This window comes from Streptomyces sp. NPDC034086 (assembly GCF_055575515.1).
In genome coordinates this window covers 71,094-86,956 of sequence record NZ_JBVISM010000001.1, presented here as the reverse complement: position 1 = coordinate 86,956, position 15,863 = coordinate 71,094, and the positions used below count along the sequence as shown (strand labels likewise).

Below are 15,863 nucleotides of genomic sequence, written 5' to 3'. Positions count from 1 at the left end.
GCGGCGGCCGGCGGGAACGCGGCGATCAGCCGGGGGCGCGGTCCGCGGGGTGCGGGGCGGCCGCGCACGTGAGGAGCGGGCCGAAGCGGTAGCCGGCGCCCCGCACGGTCTGGATGTAGCGGGGATGGCCGCCGGGGTCCTCGATCTTGCCGCGCAGCCGGCGCACGCAGGCGTCGACGAGCCGGGCGTCGGCGTGGTGGCTGTGCTCCCAGACGTGCTCCAGCAGCTGCTGCCGGGAGAAGACCTGCCCGGGTGAGGCCGCCAGGTGGAACAGGAGCTTGATCTCGCCGGGCGCGAGGGCGACGCGCTCGCCGTTCCTGGCGACGGTCAGCCCGGCGCGGTCGATGGCGAGCCCGCCGTGGTGTTCGACGCCGGGCCGGCCGCCCGGGTCCTCGAGGCGGCGCAGTACGGCCTTGACGCGGGCTTCGATGATCTCGGTACGGGCGGGTTTGACGATGTAGTCGTCGGCTCCGGCTTCCAGGCCCGCGACGATGTCGGAGTCGCCGCCGCGCGCGGTGAGCATGATGACCGGGACCCGGCTGGTCTCGCGGATCCGGCGGCAGACCTGGACGCCGTCGATCCCGGGCAGCACCAGGTCCAGGAGCACCAGTTCGGGGCGCAGGCCGCCGATGAGGGCCAGTCCTTCCTCGCCGGTCGCCGCGGTGCTCACCTCGTGGCCGCGGCGGCGCAGGCCGAGGCCGACTCCCTCCCGGATGGACGGGTCGTCCTCGATCAGCAGGAGGCGCGGCATCCGGCCCGTGCTCCAGGGTGTTCCATGTGCTGTCCTCCCGCTACCGTCCGACCTTCCGGCGCAGGGAGTCCAGCAGGTCGGTGATCTCCGCCAGGCGCAGCGGCCGGGCGAGGAGTACGACGACCAGGGCCAGCGCGGCGGTTCCCGCCGCCGCGGCGGCGAAGGCACCGAGGCCGTCGGCGGCCCGGGCGGCCCCGTACGCGGCGGCGGCCGCGGGCAGGCCGGCGGCCGCCAGCCTCAGGTGGGTGCCCAGCGCCGTGGCGGCGGGGCCGCCCGTGCGCGGTCCGAGCCTGCGGGAGAGGGCGTACGCGGTGACCGCGGCGCCCGCCGTGAAGGCGAGGGAGGTGGCGGCGGCCATGCCGGTGACCGCCCAGCGCGCCGGCAGCAGGAGGTAGGCGGCGTACGACAGTCCGGCGTTGCAGGTGACGATGACCAGGTTGAGGAGGAAGGGGGTCCGGGTGTCGGAGAGCGCGTAGAAGCCGCGCGCCAGCACGTACTGGGCGGAGAAGGCGACCAGGCCGGGGGCGAACGCGGTGAGCATGCCCGCCATGGCGGCGACCTCGGCGGCGGTGACCTTCCCGTACCCGGAGACGCAGTCCATCACCCAGGGGGCCAGCGCGGCGAGGAGCGCGGCGGCCGGCACCACGAGGGCGGCGCTGGAGCGCAGCGCGTACGAGACGTCCTCACGGACGGCGCCGAGGTCACCGTCGGCCGCGGCCGCGCTCATCCGGGGCATGAGGGCGGTGACCAGGGAGACGGTGATGATGCCCTGGGGGACGATCCACAGCTGGTAGGCGCTGGTGTAGGCGGCGTAGCCGAAGCCGGCCGCCCGGTGGCCGACGGTGGTGGAGAGGACGGTGACCACCCAGTAGGCGATCTGGTTGGTGAGGACGAGCAGGACCAGCCAGCCCGCGTTGCGCAGCGGCCGGGTGAGGCCGTTGCCGCGCCAGTCGAAGCGGGGGCGCCAGCGGAAGCGGGCGGCGCGCAGCGAGGGGACGAGGGCGAGGGCCTGGACGACGATGCCGGCGGTGGTGCCGATGCCCAGCAGCCGGGTGTCCGCGGCGCCGAGGGTGTCGCGGCCGCCGTGGGAGGTGTACAGGAAGAGGCCGAAGACGCCGATGATGACGAGGTTGTTGAGGACCGGGGTCCACATCATGGCGCCGAACCGGCCGCGGGCGCCCAGCACTTGGCCGAGCACGGTGAAGAGCCCGTAGAAGAGGATCTGCGGCAGGCAGAAGCGGGCCAGGGCGACGACGGTGCTCCGCTGGGCCGGGGTGTACGCCTCGGGGGTGTACGCGTCGACGATCAGCGGTGCGGCGAGGACGGCGGTGGCGGTGAGCGCGAGGAGCGCCACGGTGCAGGCGGTCAGCAGCCGGTCGGTGTACGCGGCCCCGCCGTCGCGGTGCTCCTTGGCGGCGCGCACCAGCTCGGGGACGAAGACGGCGTTGAGGGCGCCGCCGACCAGCAGCATGTAGATGATGTTCGGGAGGGTGTTGGCGACGGTGTAGCCGTCGCCGAGGAACCCGGCGCCCAGCGCGGCGAGGACCACGGCCGAGCGGACGAAGCCGGTGGCGCGGGAGACGACGGAGCCTGCGGCCATCAGCGCTCCGCTGCGCAGCACCGAGGCCTTCGCCGCGGCCGGTGCGCCCACGGGCGCGGCCACGGGCGCCGCCACCCGGGCGTCGTCGGCCTCCGGTCGCGGTGGGGCCTGCTGCCGCGCCGCGCTGCTGGTGGATCCGTACATCGGGGTGTCTCTCCTTCGCCGGGCCGAAGGGGGAGGGTATCCCGGCCGCCGGAGCGGCCCGGTGCCGGGCCGCGGTGGTGAATGCGCGAGACCGGTGGGGACTTTCGGCCCCCGCCGGGTGCGGAAGGTCCTTTTCCGGTTTCCGGTCCATCGGTTGGCGAATTCCGGACGGCCGGTTTCCGGATCGGGCTTCCGCAGGCGACCGCGGGGCAGCTGTTCCGCTGCGGCCCGTGTCACAACCGCCTGAGGGAGATTTTCCGGGGAATGCGCAACCCGAAGTGGCCGCTTTCGCTCCTCCTAGGAGGACGACCGTTATTCCGGAGGGGTTTTCGTTGAGCCGTACACGCCGCACCGCACTTCCGCGCCGCCGCACCCGTCACGCGATGCTGGCGGGCACCGCGCTCCTCACGCTGGCACTGAGCGCCTGCGGGGGCGGTGGCTCCGGGAACGGGGGCGGTGACGGCAAGGGGTCGGACCCGGAGAAGCGCCCGGACATGGCGATCTCGGTGAACCTCACGGGCGAGCAGGTCAAGGCGGGGGAGCCGGTCAGGGTGACCCTGGCCGACGGGAAGTTCTCGCTGGTGAAGGTGACGGACGGCAAGGGCGGGGAGCTGCCCGGGCAGATATCCGCCGACGGCCGGACCTGGGCCTCGGAGCGCAACGCCTCCCCCGGCACCGACTACCGGGTCGAGGCGCAGAACACCACCGGTCAGAGCGCGAGCACCCGGTTCAGGACCTCGCCCGCGGACAAGGTGAACAAGGTCTCGATCAACATCCCGAAGGGCAGCACGGTGGGCGTCGCGATGCCCGTCTCGCTCGTCTTCGACAATCCGGTGAAGAACAAGGCCGAGGTCGAGAAGCAGCTGAAGGTCACCAGCTCGAACGGCACCGAGGGTTCCTGGGGCTGGTTCAAGGACTATTCCGGGAAGGACCGGGTGGACTGGCGTCCGAAGGAGTACTGGAAGTCCGGCACCGACGTGAAGGTCGACATGAACCTGAACGGCGTGGACTCGGGCCCCGGCGGCGGTCTCTTCGCCCGCGATTACACCACCGAGTTCACGATAGGCAAGGACCGCCGGATGGAGGTCAGCCTCGACACCAAGAAGATGACGGTGACCGAGGACGGCCAGGCGGTCAGGACGATCCCGGTCTCGGCGGGCACGCCCGGCGGCCAGAAGGCCTCCTGGTCCGGGAAGATGGTGCTGATGTCGAAGGAGGGCACCATCCGGATGGACTCCCAGACGGTGGGTCTGGGCGACTCCTACGACAAGATGGTCGACTACTCGATGCGGCTGACCTGGTCCGGCATGTACGCGCACGCCGCTCCGTGGAACGCCGCCAACTTCGGCCGGGCCAACAGCAGTTCGGGCTGCGTGGGCATGAGCGACGCCGACGCCAGGACCTTCTACGAGCGGGTCCAGGTCGGCGACCCCTTCGAGGTCGTGGGCAGCGGCTCCAAGGGCAACGCCGACCTGGGCAACGGCTACGGCGAGTGGAACCTGTCGTGGGACCAGTGGCGGGCGAAGAGCGCCCTGGCCGGCGGCGGCTCGCAGCAGGGCTGACCCGGGGAACGGCCTCCCTCCCGCAATTGTTACCGCTACGTAACTTACCCATGGGTTACCCCGGGTAAGCCCCTCCCGTTACCGTCGGGTCACTTTCGGACACCGGCGCACGCGAGGAGCCACCGATGAGAACCCGCCCCACCACCGCGACGGCGGTGGCCGCGCTGCTCGCGGCAGCCGTCCTGGGCCTGGCCCCCCATCAGGCCCAGGCGGCCCCCGCCGCCACCGCGTCCCGCTCGGACGCCCCCTCACAGGTGCGCTTCCACGACATCCCCGGCTCCGGCGGCATCACCCTCAAGGGCAACGTCTTCACCCCGGCCGGCGCCGAACCCGGCCGGACGTACCCGCTGATCGTGCTCCCCACCAGCTGGGGCATGCCGCAGATCGAGTACCTCGCCCAGGCCAAGCAGCTCGCCGACTCCGGCTACGTCGTGGTCGGCTACACCTCCCGCGGCTTCTGGCTCTCCGGCGGACAGATCGAGACGGCCGGGCCGGCCGACATCGCCGACGTCTCCGCCGTGATCGACTGGGCCCTGGCCCACTCCCCCGCCGACCCCGGACGCATCGGCCTCGGCGGGGTCTCGTACGGCGCGGGCATCAGCCTGCTGGCCTCCGCGCACGACCCCCGGATCAAGGCCGTGGTCGCCCTCAGCGGATGGGCGGACCTCATCGAGTCCATCTACTCCGGCCGCACGCAGCACCTCCAGGCCGCCGGGATGCTGGGCGCCGCCGGCTACCTGACCGGGCGGCCCGGGCCGGAACTCCAGGCGATCCTCGGCGACTTCCTGGGATCGAAGCTGGAGAACGAGCAGGCGATGATCGAATGGGGCAGGAAGCGCTCCGCCTCCGAGCAGGTGGACCGGATCAACGCCAACGGCGCCGCCGTCATGCTGGGCAACGCGTGGGGCGACACCGTCTTCCCGCCCAACCAGTACGCCAAGTTCTTCGAGAGGCTCACCGGCCCCAAGCGCCTGGAGTTCCGCCCCGGGGACCACGCCACCGCCGAGGCCAGCGGCCTGCTCGGGCTGCCCAACGACACCTGGACCAACGCCCACCGCTGGTTCGACCGCTACCTCAAGGGCGAACGCAACGGGGTCGACACCGAGGCCCCGGTACAGATCAAGTCCCGCACCGCCGAAGGCTACGAGGGCTACGCCGACTGGGCGTCGGTCGGCTCCGGCGGCACCGAGAAGCTCCCGCTCGCCGACAGCGAGCACGTCTGGGCCAACGTCGACTCCGGCGCCAACGGCGGGATCCTCTTCCTCTCCAGCGTCCTCGACCAGTTCGCGAAGGCACCGCCGACCGCGTCGGTCCCGCTCCTCAACCGCGCCTTCGCCGCCGTCTGGCAGTCACCGCGCTACGAGGAGGAGCGCCGGATCCGCGGCACCGTCCGCCTGCACACCACCGTCACGCCCACCAAGGGCGACGGCACCTTCGTCGCCTACCTCTACGACGTCGGCCCGCTCGGCGTCGGCAAGCTCGTCAGCAACGCCCCGTACACCTTCCACGGGAAGACCCCCGGCCAGTCCTTCGGGGTCGACCTGGACCTCTTCTCCACCGCCTACGACGTGCCCCGGGGCCACCGGCTCGCGCTCGTCGTCGACACGGTCGACCCCCTCTACATCGAGCACAACCCCACCGGCGCGCAGCTGACCTTCTCCTCGCCGCGCACCGATCCCTCGTACGTCTCGGTACCGCTGCGCGAGCAGTGATCCGCGGCTGCCGCCGGTGGGGTCCCCCCACGCCCCCGGGCGTGGGGGGAAGGAGGGCTCCGCGCCTACCTCCCCGGCAGCACCGTGCCCGGTTCGGCGGGGGCGACCTCGACGGCCCGGGTCTTCGGGTTGCGCCGCTCCCGCCGCGCGACCCACGTGGCGAACCAGGACAGCAGCATGCACATCCCGATGTACACCGGCGAGATGATCAGCACGACGGGGATGAACGGCAGGTCGTAGTCCAGGTTCGAGGCGATCAGCTTGCCCGCGTGCAGGAACTCCTCGTAGGTGATCAGGAAGCCGAGCGAGGTGTCCTTCAGGGCCACCACCAGCTGGCTGATGATGGTGGGCAGCATCGCGCGGACCGCCTGCGGGGCGAGGACGAAGGTCATCACTTGCGTCTTGCGCATCCCCAGCGCGTACGCCGCCTCCCGCTGGCCCTTCTCCACGGAGTTGACGCCCGAGCGGAAGACCTCGGCGAGCACCGATCCGTTGTAGAGGGTCAGCCCGGCCACCAGCGCGGGCAGGGGCTGGACCTTCAGCGCCACGAAGATGAAGAAGATCATCACCAGGACCGGCATCGCGCGGAAGAACTCCACGCACAGCGTCGCCAGCCAGCGCACCGGCCGGTGCTCCGAGAGACGGCCGGTGGCGAGCACGGCGCCGAGGGCGAGCGAGAGCACCGAGGCGTACGCGAAGGCCTTCAGGGTGTTCCCGAGCCCCTCCAGCAGCAGCTCCTGGATGCCCTCGTAGGCGAAGGGCCGCCACTTGCCGGTGGTGAACTGGCCGGTGTCGAAGAGCAGGAGGAGGACCCAGGCCAGCAGGGCGAGGATCACCGCCGTCGAGGCGATCCCGTAGAGGAGGTGGCGGCGCCGGGCCCGGGGCCCGGGCACGTCGTAGAGGGCGGTGGACCCCAGGTCCCCGTGCAGCGCGTGCGCGGTCATCGGGCGACTCCGTAGCGCTTCTCCAGCACGTTGAAGAGCGCGCTGATGGACAGGGTGATGATCAGGTAGCCGGCCGCGATCCAGACGAAGGTCCAGATGATGCTGTAGCCCAGCTCGTTGAGGTTCTTGTACGTGCCGAGCAGCTCGGTGACGCTGAAGGCGCCGGCGATCGCGGAGTTCTTCGCGAGCGCGATCAGGGTCGAGCCGATGGGCGGGATGACGGAGCGGAAGGCCTGCGGGAGCACGACCGTGCCCAGGGTCTGCCCGAAGGACATGCCCAGGCTGCGGGCCGCCTCCCCCTGCCCTTGGGGAACGGTGTTGATGCCGGAGCGCAGGGCCTCGCAGATGAAGGCCGAGGTGTAGCAGCCGAGCGCGAGGACGGCGAAGAGCTGGAAGGGCAGGACCAGCCCGAACCGCGGCAGTCCCAGGAGCACGGCGAAGAAGAGCAGGGTGAGCGGGGTGTTGCGCAGCACCGTCACCCAGACCGTGCCGAAGACGCGGAAGGAGCCGACGGGCGCGACGCGGAAGGAGGCCATCAGGAAGCCGAGGACCAGGGCGAGGAGCGAGGCGTAGACGGTCAGCTCGACCGTGCCGAGGAAGCCCTTGCCGTAGAGCGCGAAGTTCTCGGTGAGTACGTCCATGGAGGTGTGCTCTCCCCTCAGGCCGCCGGGTAGCGGTCGATGGCGGGCGGCTCGGGGGCGGGCCGGCCGGAGAGGCCGAGCGTGGCCTCGTAGGCCTTCTTCCAGGAGCCGTTCTTCTCGTACGCGGCCAGCGCGTCGTCGAGGGCGAGGCGCAGGGCGTCATCACCGCGGGGGACGCCGATACCGTAGGGCTCCTCGGAGAAGGGCTTGCCGACGACCTTGAGCTCCTCGGGGACCTTCGCGGCGTAGCCGAGGAGGATGGAGTCGTCGGTCGAGACGGCGTCGACCTGGTAGGTCAGCAGGTTGTCCACGCAGACCGAGTAGGTGTCGTAGGCGACGAGGACGGCCTTGGGGAACTCCCGCTGGAGCCGCTGGTAGGGGGTGGAGCCGGCGGCCGAGCAGACCTTCTTGCCGTCGAGGTCCCCGGGGCCCTTGATGTCCTTCTCCTTCCTGCGGACGAGCAGGGACTGGCCGGCCATGAAGTAGGGCCCGGCGAAGCCGACCTGCTTCTTGCGGTTGGCGTTGATCGTGTAGGTGCCCACGTAGTAGTCGATCTGGCCGTTCTGCAGGGCGGTCTCGCGGTTGGCGGAGGCGATCGTCCTGAACTCGATGGTCTTGGGGTCGAAGCCGAGCGAGGCCGCCATCATCTTGGCGATCTCGATGTCGAAGCCGGAGTAGCGGCCGGTCGCCGGGTCCTTCTCCCCCATGTAGGGCTGGTCCTCCTTGACGCCGACCACGAGGCGGCCGCGCTTCCTCGCCCTCTCCCAGGTGCGGGACCCGGGCAGCGAGAAGGCGGTGTCCACCTGGTAGACGGGCAGGTCCTCGGGCTGGGGACCCTTGACCGGGGGGCTGCCGGACTTGCCGCAGGCGACGGTGGCGAGGAGGAGGGCGGCCAGGGCGAGCGCGCGCAGGGTGTGCTTCATCGGGCCGCCCGTCAGTGCTTGAGGATCTTGGAGAGGAAGTCCCGGGCCCGGTCGCTCTCGGGGGCGGTGAAGAAGGCCTCCGGGGTGCGGTCCTCGACGATCCGGCCGTCGGCCATGAAGACGACGCGGTTCGCGGCGGAGCGGGCGAAGCCCATCTCGTGGGTGACCACGACCATGGTCATCCCGTCGCGGGCGAGCTGCTGCATGACCTCCAGCACCTCGTTGATCATCTCCGGGTCGAGGGCGGAGGTCGGCTCGTCGAAGAGCAGGGCCTTGGGGTTCATGGCGAGCGCCCGGGCGATGGCCACGCGCTGCTGCTGGCCGCCGGAGAGCTGGGCGGGGTACTTGTCCGCCTGACTGGCGAGGCCCACCCGGTCCAGGAGTTCCCGGGAGCGCTTGTCGGCCTCCTCCTTCCCGCGTTTCCTGACCTTGACCTGGGCGAGCGAGACGTTGGCCAGGACGGTCTTGTGCGCGAAGAGGTTGAACGACTGGAAGACCATGCCGACCTCGGCCCGCAGGGCCGCCAGCTCCTTGCCCTCGTCGGGCAGCGGCCGCCCGTCGAGGGTGATGGTGCCGGACTCGATGGTCTCCAGCCGGTTGATGGTGCGGCAGAGGGTGGACTTGCCGGACCCGGAGGGCCCGATGATCACCACCACCTCGCCGCGGCCGACGGTGAGGTCGATGTCCTGGAGGACGTGCAGCTTCCCGTAGTACTTGTTGACGTCCCGCAGCTCGATCAACGGATCGACGGCCATACGCTGCCCTGCCCACTTGTCGGTGTGTCGAGGTCAGCGCAAACTATCCAGCCGTCGAAGGGGACTTCATCTCGACACGCCTAAAAGGCACATAAAGTACATTGGCCTTTATTCAGCCTTCGGAGGCCTCGGCATAGGCCTGGCTGAGCTCGGGGGAACCGGTCACCGCCCAGGACAGCCCGGACTCGATGACGTTGAGCTCCCGCCCCGAGGCCAGCCGGATCACCGGCTGGCCGTTGGGCCAGACCTGCCAGCCGGCACCCGGCAGACTGCGCACGATCACGGTCCCGAGGTAGAACCCGGCGTCGTTGCCCAGCCAGGGCACCGCCTCCGGATCCCGCCGCCAGCGCGGCATCAGCTGGTCCAGGGCCGCCAACGAGGCCGGGGTCTGATCGAGTTCCAGCCCGGCCGCCCTGGCCTGGGACCGCAGCATCTCGCACTCCGCGAACAGCTCCGCGACGCCTTCGGGATCATCCCCGAGGGCGGCGGCGAGCCCCGCACCCTGTTCCGTTTCGTGCCGGTTCCGCCAGTTGGCCAGGAAAGGGATGTTCATACCGACCACCCTGACACCCGGATCCCCGACTGGCCACAGGGCGCGCCTTGATCCCTCCGCCTTCCGGACGTCCGGACGTCCGGGCCGGCCTACACCTCCAGGTCGACCACGACCGGGGCGTGGTCGGAGGCGCCCTTGCCCTTGCGCTCCTCGCGGTCGACGTAGGCGTCCTTGACCGCCTTCGCGAAGGGCTCGTTCCCGTACACCAGGTCGATGCGCATGCCCCGGTTCTTGGGGAAGGCGAGCTGGCGGTAGTCCCAGAAGGTGTACGGACGGTCGTACTTCAGGGCGCGCGGCATGACGTCGGAGAGCCCGGCGACCCGCAGCGCCTCCAGGGCGGCCCGCTCGGCGGGGGTGACGTGGGTGAGGCCCGCGAAGACCGCGGGGTCGTACACGTCCTCGTCGGTCGGCGCCACGTTGAAGTCGCCGAGCACCGCGAAGGGGCGGACGCCCGCCGCGTCCTCGGCGATGGCGGTGGTCAGGGCACCGAACCACTTCAGCTTGTAGCCGTAGTGGTCGTGCTCGACCTCGCGGCCGTTGGGCACGTACACCGACCAGACGCGCACCCCGCCGCAGGTGGCGGAGATGGCGCGGGGCTCCTGCACGCCCTCGTAGTCGGGGCCGCCGGGCAGCCCCATGACCACGTCCTCCAGCCCGACGCGGGAGAGCAGGGCGACGCCGTTCCACCGGCCGGTGGCGTTGACGGCCGACTCGTACCCCAGCTCGCGCAGCTCGGCGGCGGGGAACTGCTCCACGGAGCACTTGGTCTCCTGGACGCAGAGCACGTCCGTGCCGGAGCTCTCCAGCCAGGCCAGCAGGCGGGGCAGCCGGGCGGTGATCGAGTTGACGTTGTACGTGGCGATACGCATGTACACCAACCTACCGCCCGGCACCGACAGTCAGAGTTCGGCGCTCTCACCTGCGCCGAGACGGCCGTGCGGGGCCCCGCCGAAGGTGTCCAGGGCCATGTCGTAGACCGGCCGGGCGATGTCCGCGAGGTAGGCGTCGTGGATGTCGATCGCCCGGGCGGGCTTGACCTCACGGACGTAGTCGATCACCTCGGCGACCTTGTTCCAGGGCGCGTGCACCGGCAGCATCAGCGTCTCCACGGGGGCGTCCGGCACGGTCAGCGCGTCCCCCGGGTGGAAGAGGGAGCCCTCGACGAGGTAGCCGACGTTCGTGACGCGCGGCATGTCGGGGTGGATCACGGCGTGCAGTTCGCCGTGGACCTGGACCTCGAACCCGGCGGCGGTGAAGGCGTCACCGTGGCCCACGGTGTGCACCCGGCCGGGGTAGGCGGCGGCCATCCGGTCAGCGACGCTGCGCAGGGTCCACAGGGCGGCGGCCGGGTTCGCGTCGAGCGCCGCGCGCAGCCGGCCCTCGTCGAAGTGGTCGGGGTGCTCGTGGGTGACCAGCAGGGCGTCCGCCCCGAGGCCCGCGTCCGGTTCGCTGAACGCGCCCGGGTCGATGACGAGCACGCGCCCGTCCTTCTCCAACTGGACGCAGGAGTGCAGCCGTTTGGTGAGCTTCATGATCCCACCATAGGCCGTGTCCGGAGGGCGTTTACGGAACGGCGGTGGAGACCACGTACACGCGGGGGGCGGACGGGTTGGTGGAGTCGACCGTGATGTCCCGGGTGGGGCGCGGGTCCTCCGCCTCCAGGGTCACTCCGGACCAGGTGTGCCGCGGGCTCCAGCTCCAGCCGGCCACCGCGGCGTCGCGGTCGGAGACGGACACGCCGGGGGTGAGCGCCTCCCTGCTGGTCCCGGCGTCGGCCAGGAAGGCGTCGAGCTGCCCGGGGGTCACCTGGAACTGGACGTACAGCCGGCTGGTGCGCCAGTTGTTGGTCTCCAGGTAGCCGACGTGGGAGGCCATCAGCGGGATCGGCACCTCGTAGATGCTGCGCTGCACCCGGGAGGGCCAGTCGGTGCGCACCTTGACCGCGCCGACCCGGGCGGCCTTGTCCCGGCCGCTCTGGCGGCTCTGCTGGGCGGAGACGAACAGGTAGCCCGCGGGGACGCCGATGAGCAGCAGGATGATGATCGCGGTGACCCAGCGGCGCCGTACGGTGCGGCGGCGGTCCTCGCGCTCCTCGGGGGTGGGCGGCGGGGTGCCCCCCGCTTCGGGGGAGGAGGCCTGGCGGGGCAGGGAGGGCGGTGTCACTGCGGTTCCTGATCCTTGGGGTCCGTGGGGCCCTCGGCGCCGCGCCGGCCGAGCTGCGCGTAGCGCTCGTGCCGCTCGACGCGCCGGCGCGTGGCGCGGCGGAAGCGGCGGGCGACGAGCCGGGCGAGGTCGGCGGCGCCGACCATGCCGGCCTCGGGACCGAGCTGGGCCTTGGCGATGCGGGCCTCGGGGCGGTAGCCGCGGCCGGTGAGGTGGCGGCGGAAGGCGTCCCGGGCGGGGCCGATGAGCAGGTCGTCGGCGGCGCTGACACCGCCGCCGACGACGAAGCAGGAGGGGTCCAGGGCGGCCGCGAGGTTGGCGATGCCCACGCCGAGCCACTGGCCGATGTCCTGGAACAGCTCGACGCACATGGCGTCACCCTCGCGCGCCAGCTCGGTGATCAGGGGACCGGTGATCTCGTGGACGTTCCCGCCGACCCGGGCGATGATGTTGTACGCGACCGGGGAGTCGGCGGCGGCCAGCTCGCGGGCCTCGCGGACCAGGGCGTTGCCGGAGCTGTACTGCTCCCAGCAGCCGCGGTTGCCGCAGGGGCAGCGGTGTCCGCCGGGGACGACCTGCATGTGTCCGAACTCGCCGGCCACGCCGTAGCGGCCGCGTTTGACCTGGCCGCCCTCCAGGATGGCCCCGCCGATGCCGGTACCCAGGGTGATCATGACGAGGTGGTCCTCGCCGCGGCCCGCGCCGAAGCGCCATTCGGCCCAGGCGGCGGTGTTGGCGTCGTTGTCCACCATGACCGGGACCGCGAGCCGGGACTGGAGGGCGTCGCGCAGCGGTTCGTCCCGCCAGGCGAGGTGGGGGGCGAACAGGACGCGGGAGCGGTCGGCGTCGACCCAGCCGGCGGCCCCGATGCCGACGGCGTGCACGTCGTGCCGGTCGGAGAGGTCGAGGACCAGCTCGACGATGGTGTCCTCGACGACCTTGGGACTCTTGGACTTGTCCGGCGTCTCGGTGCGGACCTTCTCCAGGATGACCCCGTCGGCGTCGACCACTCCGGCCATCACCTTGGTGCCGCCGATGTCGATGCCGACGGTCGGGACGCGCGGGGCGGTGCGCAGCGAGCGGCGCTCACGGGTCCCGACGGTCCGCAGGACGGTGCCCCGCGCCGCCCCCCGGTGGGCGAGCGTGAAGTCCCGGTACGTGCTCATCGAGTCGTTTCGTCCCTGTCGGTGGCCGGAGCGGAAGGGGTCGTCGCCCCCGATTCTGCCACCCGCTCCAGCTCGTGGCTCAGCTCCTCCAGCTCCGAGCCTCCGGCCATCTGCCGGGTGAGCTCGTCCAGGGTGATCGAGTCGCGGTCGTGGCTGCCCGCCATGGCGCCCCGCTTGAGGAGGACGAAGCGGTCGCCGACCAGGTGGGCGTGGTGCGGGTTGTGGGTGATCAGGACCACCCCGAGGCCCGCGTCGCGGGCGGCGGCGACGTACTTGAGGACCACGCCGGACTGCTTCACGCCGAGGGCGGCCGTGGGCTCGTCCAGGACGAGGACCTTGGCGCCGAAGTACACGGCGCGGGCGATGGCCACGCACTGCCGCTCGCCGCCGGACAGGGTGCCGATCGGCTGGTCGACGTCGCGCAGGTCGATGCCCATGCGCAGCAGCTCGGTGCGGGTGGTCCCGCGCATGAACTCCACGTCGAGGCGGCGGAAGGGGCCGCGGCCCCTGGTGGGCTCGGAGCCGAGGAAGAAGTTGCGCCACACCGGCATGAGGGGGACGACGGCCAGGTCCTGGTAGACGGTGGCGATGCCGCGGTCGAGGGCGGCGCGGGGGTTGGCGAGCTCCGTTTCCTCGCCCTCGATCGCGAAGCTGCCGGCGTCGTGCCGGTGCAGCCCCGAGATGATCTTGATGAGGGTGGACTTGCCGGCCCCGTTGTCGCCGAGCACGCAGGTGATCTCGCCGGCCGACACCTCCAGGGAGACGCCCTGGAGGGCACGGATGTTGCCGTAGTACTTGCTGACGTCCGTCAGCTTCACCAGCGCGGTCACTTCGCCTCCGCCCGCTTGCGGACCCATGCGTTCAGCAGCGTGGCGAGCAGCAGCATGGCGCCCAGGAAGAACTTGAACCAGTCCGGGTTCCACTGCGCGTAGACGATGCCGTTGCTGGTCATGCCGAAAATGAAGGCGCCGACGGCCGATCCGATCGCGGAACCGTAGCCGCCGGTCATCAGACAGCCGCCGATGACGGCCGCGATGATGTAGAGGAACTCGTTGCCGACGCCCTCGCCCGACTGGACGACGTCGAAGGAGAAGAGGATGTGCTGCCCGGAGATCCAGGCGCACAGGGCGACGCCCATGTAGAGGCCGATGCGGGTCTTGACGACCGGGACCCCGGTCGCGCGGGCCGCGTCGGCCCCGCCGCCCACCGCGAAGATCCAGTTCCCGGCGCGGGTGCGCAGCAGGATCCAGGTGGCGACGGCGACCAGGGCCAGCCACCACAGGATGGTGACCTTGAGGGTGACCGAGCCGATGTTCCACTGCGAGGCGAACAGGGCCCGGGCGGAGGAGAAGCCCTCCATGTCGGCGATCGTCTTGGTGGAGACCGAGCCGCTGATCAGCTTGGTGAAGCCGAGGTTCAGCCCGGTGAGCATCAGGAAGGTGCCGAGCGTGATGATGAAGCTGGGCAGGCGGGTACGGGTCAGCATGAACCCGTTGAAGAAGCCGATGGCCAGCGTGACCAGCAGGGAGACGAGGACGCCGACCCACGCGTTGGCGGTCATCTGGTAGCTGAACATCGAGCTGACCAGCGCCGACGTGGTGACCATGACGCCCGCGGACAGGTCGAACTCGCCGCCGATCATCAGGAGGGCGACGGGGACCGCCATGATCCCGATGGTGGAGGCCGAGTACAGGACCGTACTGAGGCTGGACGGCTTCAGGAAGCTGTCCGCGGCGAAGCAGAAGAAGACGAAGACCGCGGCGGCGCCGACGACCGCGCCCAGCTCGGGGCGGCCCAGCAGCCGGCGTACGTACGAGGCGGGCGCGAGGCGTTCGTCCACGGCCGGGGCGGCGGGGGCGCTCATCGGCTGCCCCGCTTGATGTACTCCTCCAGCTCGGCGGCCTCGGCCCCGGTGACGATCTGCGGGCCGGTCAGGACGGGGCGGCCGCCGCCGAGGACGTCCGCGTTGTAGCGGTGGAGCCACAGCAGGTCCACGGCCTCGTAGCCCTGGAGGTAGGGCTGCTGGTCCACCGCGAAGCCGAGGGTGCCGGACTTCAGGTCGCGGGCGACGGACTCGTTGAGGTCGAAGGTGTCCACCTCGGCCTTGCTGCCCGCGGCGTTCTTCGCCTTGACGGCGGTGGGGGCGAAGGGCGCGCCGAGGGTGACGATGGAGTCGACGGTGGGGTCCGCCTGGAGCTTGGCCTGGACGGCGGCCTGGACGGACGGCATGTTGGTGCCTTCGACGTACAGGTTCTCCATGACCCCGCCGGACCCGGCGAAGGTCTTCTTCGCCCCGGCGCAGCGCTGCTCGTGGCCGACGTTGCCCTGCTCGTGCAGGACGCAGACGGCCTTCTTCCGGCCCCGCGCGGCCAGCTCGGTGCCCACGGCCTCGCCCGCGATCTGCTCGTCCTGCCCGATGTGGGTGAGCGCCCCGTACTCGGCCGACTGGGAGGAGCCGGAGTTGACCGTGATCACCGGGATGCCGGCCTTGACGGCCTTGCCGACGACGTCCTTGAGGGCCTCGGGCTTGGCGAGGCTGACGATGATCCCGTCGACCTTCTGGTCGATGGCGTTCTGCACGAACTGGGCCTGCTGCTGCGCCTGGTCGTCGTGCGAGTAGACGAAGTTGATGTTGTCCTTCGCCGCGGCCTCCTTGGCGCCCTTCTGGACGATGTCCCAGAAGGTGTCGCCGTCGCCCGCGTGGGTGATCATCGCGAAGGTCCAGCGCGGCGTGGACACGGCGGGCCGGCCCGCCTCCGCGGCCTTCGCCCGTTCCTCGGCGCGCTTGCCGCCCGTGCTGCTGCAGCCGGCGAGGGAGGCCCCCAGTACCGCCGCGAGCACGGCGCCGACGACGCGTACCCCTGTCCGAACCCTAGCCACGTCCCCGTGCCCTTCCCTCGTCCGTCATCAATCGGTCATTCCGGTTTCAGCCGCCCAGTATCCGCCACA

The 15,863-nt window shown here is 71.3% G+C and carries 16 protein-coding genes; 2 read left to right on the top strand and 14 right to left on the bottom strand.

Going from position 1 to position 15,863, the window contains the following annotated elements; translation table 11 throughout:
* Positions 1-25: 25 nt before the first annotated feature.
* On the bottom strand, positions 26-751 hold the full coding sequence (locus ACZ514_RS00415) for a response regulator (RefSeq protein WP_468173913.1): 726 nt from the start codon (positions 749-751) through the stop codon (positions 26-28).
* 40 nt (positions 752-791) lie between these two features.
* Positions 792-2,495, bottom strand: coding sequence for a murein biosynthesis integral membrane protein MurJ (gene murJ / locus ACZ514_RS00410; RefSeq protein ID WP_469123707.1), 1,704 nt, complete (start codon positions 2,493-2,495; stop codon positions 792-794).
* A gap of 383 nt (positions 2,496-2,878) precedes the next feature.
* Here murJ and ACZ514_RS00405 point away from each other — a divergent pair, with 383 nt between their 5' ends.
* Together ACZ514_RS00405 and ACZ514_RS00400 are read left to right on the top strand one after the other, a co-directional pair.
* Positions 2,879-4,057, top strand: coding sequence for a L,D-transpeptidase (locus ACZ514_RS00405; RefSeq protein WP_468698401.1), 1,179 nt, complete (start codon positions 2,879-2,881; stop codon positions 4,055-4,057).
* Between the two features lie 125 nt (positions 4,058-4,182).
* On the top strand, positions 4,183-5,769 hold the full coding sequence (locus tag ACZ514_RS00400) for a CocE/NonD family hydrolase (protein ID WP_469123706.1): 1,587 nt from the start codon (positions 4,183-4,185) through the stop codon (positions 5,767-5,769).
* A gap of 65 nt (positions 5,770-5,834) precedes the next feature.
* On the opposite strand, the gene ACZ514_RS00395 is transcribed toward ACZ514_RS00400, so the two are convergent.
* The 12 genes from ACZ514_RS00395 to ACZ514_RS00340 all read right to left on the bottom strand — a co-directional run bounded on the left by ACZ514_RS00395 (position 5,835) and on the right by ACZ514_RS00340 (position 15,794).
* A complete protein-coding gene (locus ACZ514_RS00395) occupies positions 5,835-6,713 on the bottom strand; it encodes an amino acid ABC transporter permease (RefSeq protein WP_468173919.1) in 879 nt (292 codons plus the stop codon).
* The gene (locus tag ACZ514_RS00390) at positions 6,710-7,354 is read right to left on the bottom strand and encodes an amino acid ABC transporter permease (RefSeq protein WP_468173921.1); all 645 of its coding nucleotides are present in this window, start codon (positions 7,352-7,354) and stop codon (positions 6,710-6,712) included. Before ACZ514_RS00390 ends, ACZ514_RS00395 begins: the two co-directional genes overlap by 4 nt.
* A 17-nt stretch (positions 7,355-7,371) precedes the next feature.
* Complete coding sequence (locus ACZ514_RS00385; RefSeq protein ID WP_469123705.1) at positions 7,372-8,277, bottom strand: glutamate ABC transporter substrate-binding protein; 906 nt, start codon at positions 8,275-8,277, stop codon at positions 7,372-7,374.
* Between the two features lie 11 nt (positions 8,278-8,288).
* Positions 8,289-9,032 (bottom strand): amino acid ABC transporter ATP-binding protein, encoded by a 744-nt coding sequence (locus tag ACZ514_RS00380; protein ID WP_468173925.1) that lies wholly within the window; start codon positions 9,030-9,032, stop codon positions 8,289-8,291.
* 112 nt (positions 9,033-9,144) lie between these two features.
* The gene (locus ACZ514_RS00375; protein ID WP_468173927.1) at positions 9,145-9,585 is read right to left on the bottom strand and encodes a DUF6278 family protein; all 441 of its coding nucleotides are present in this window, start codon (positions 9,583-9,585) and stop codon (positions 9,145-9,147) included.
* 89 nt (positions 9,586-9,674) lie between these two features.
* Positions 9,675-10,454: an exodeoxyribonuclease III gene (locus ACZ514_RS00370; protein WP_468173929.1), complete on the bottom strand. Its 780-nt coding sequence runs from the start codon at positions 10,452-10,454 to the stop codon at positions 9,675-9,677.
* A gap of 30 nt (positions 10,455-10,484) precedes the next feature.
* Positions 10,485-11,117, bottom strand: a complete 633-nt coding sequence (locus tag ACZ514_RS00365) for an MBL fold metallo-hydrolase (RefSeq protein WP_469123704.1) — start codon at positions 11,115-11,117, stop codon at positions 10,485-10,487.
* 31 nt (positions 11,118-11,148) lie between these two features.
* Positions 11,149-11,748, bottom strand: a complete 600-nt coding sequence (locus ACZ514_RS00360) for a hypothetical protein (protein WP_469123703.1) — start codon at positions 11,746-11,748, stop codon at positions 11,149-11,151.
* Entirely contained in the window at positions 11,745-12,914 is a 1,170-nt protein-coding gene (locus ACZ514_RS00355) for an ROK family glucokinase (RefSeq protein ID WP_469123702.1), read from the bottom strand. The genes ACZ514_RS00360 and ACZ514_RS00355 overlap by 4 nt, the downstream gene beginning before the upstream one ends.
* Complete coding sequence (locus ACZ514_RS00350; protein WP_468173936.1) at positions 12,911-13,771, bottom strand: ATP-binding cassette domain-containing protein; 861 nt, start codon at positions 13,769-13,771, stop codon at positions 12,911-12,913. Before ACZ514_RS00350 ends, ACZ514_RS00355 begins: the two co-directional genes overlap by 4 nt.
* The gene (locus ACZ514_RS00345; RefSeq protein WP_469123701.1) at positions 13,741-14,778 is read right to left on the bottom strand and encodes an ABC transporter permease; all 1,038 of its coding nucleotides are present in this window, start codon (positions 14,776-14,778) and stop codon (positions 13,741-13,743) included. Before ACZ514_RS00345 ends, ACZ514_RS00350 begins: the two co-directional genes overlap by 31 nt.
* Positions 14,775-15,794 (bottom strand): sugar ABC transporter substrate-binding protein, encoded by a 1,020-nt coding sequence (locus tag ACZ514_RS00340; protein ID WP_469123700.1) that lies wholly within the window; start codon positions 15,792-15,794, stop codon positions 14,775-14,777. Before ACZ514_RS00340 ends, ACZ514_RS00345 begins: the two co-directional genes overlap by 4 nt.
* Between the last annotated feature and the right edge of the window lie 69 nt (positions 15,795-15,863).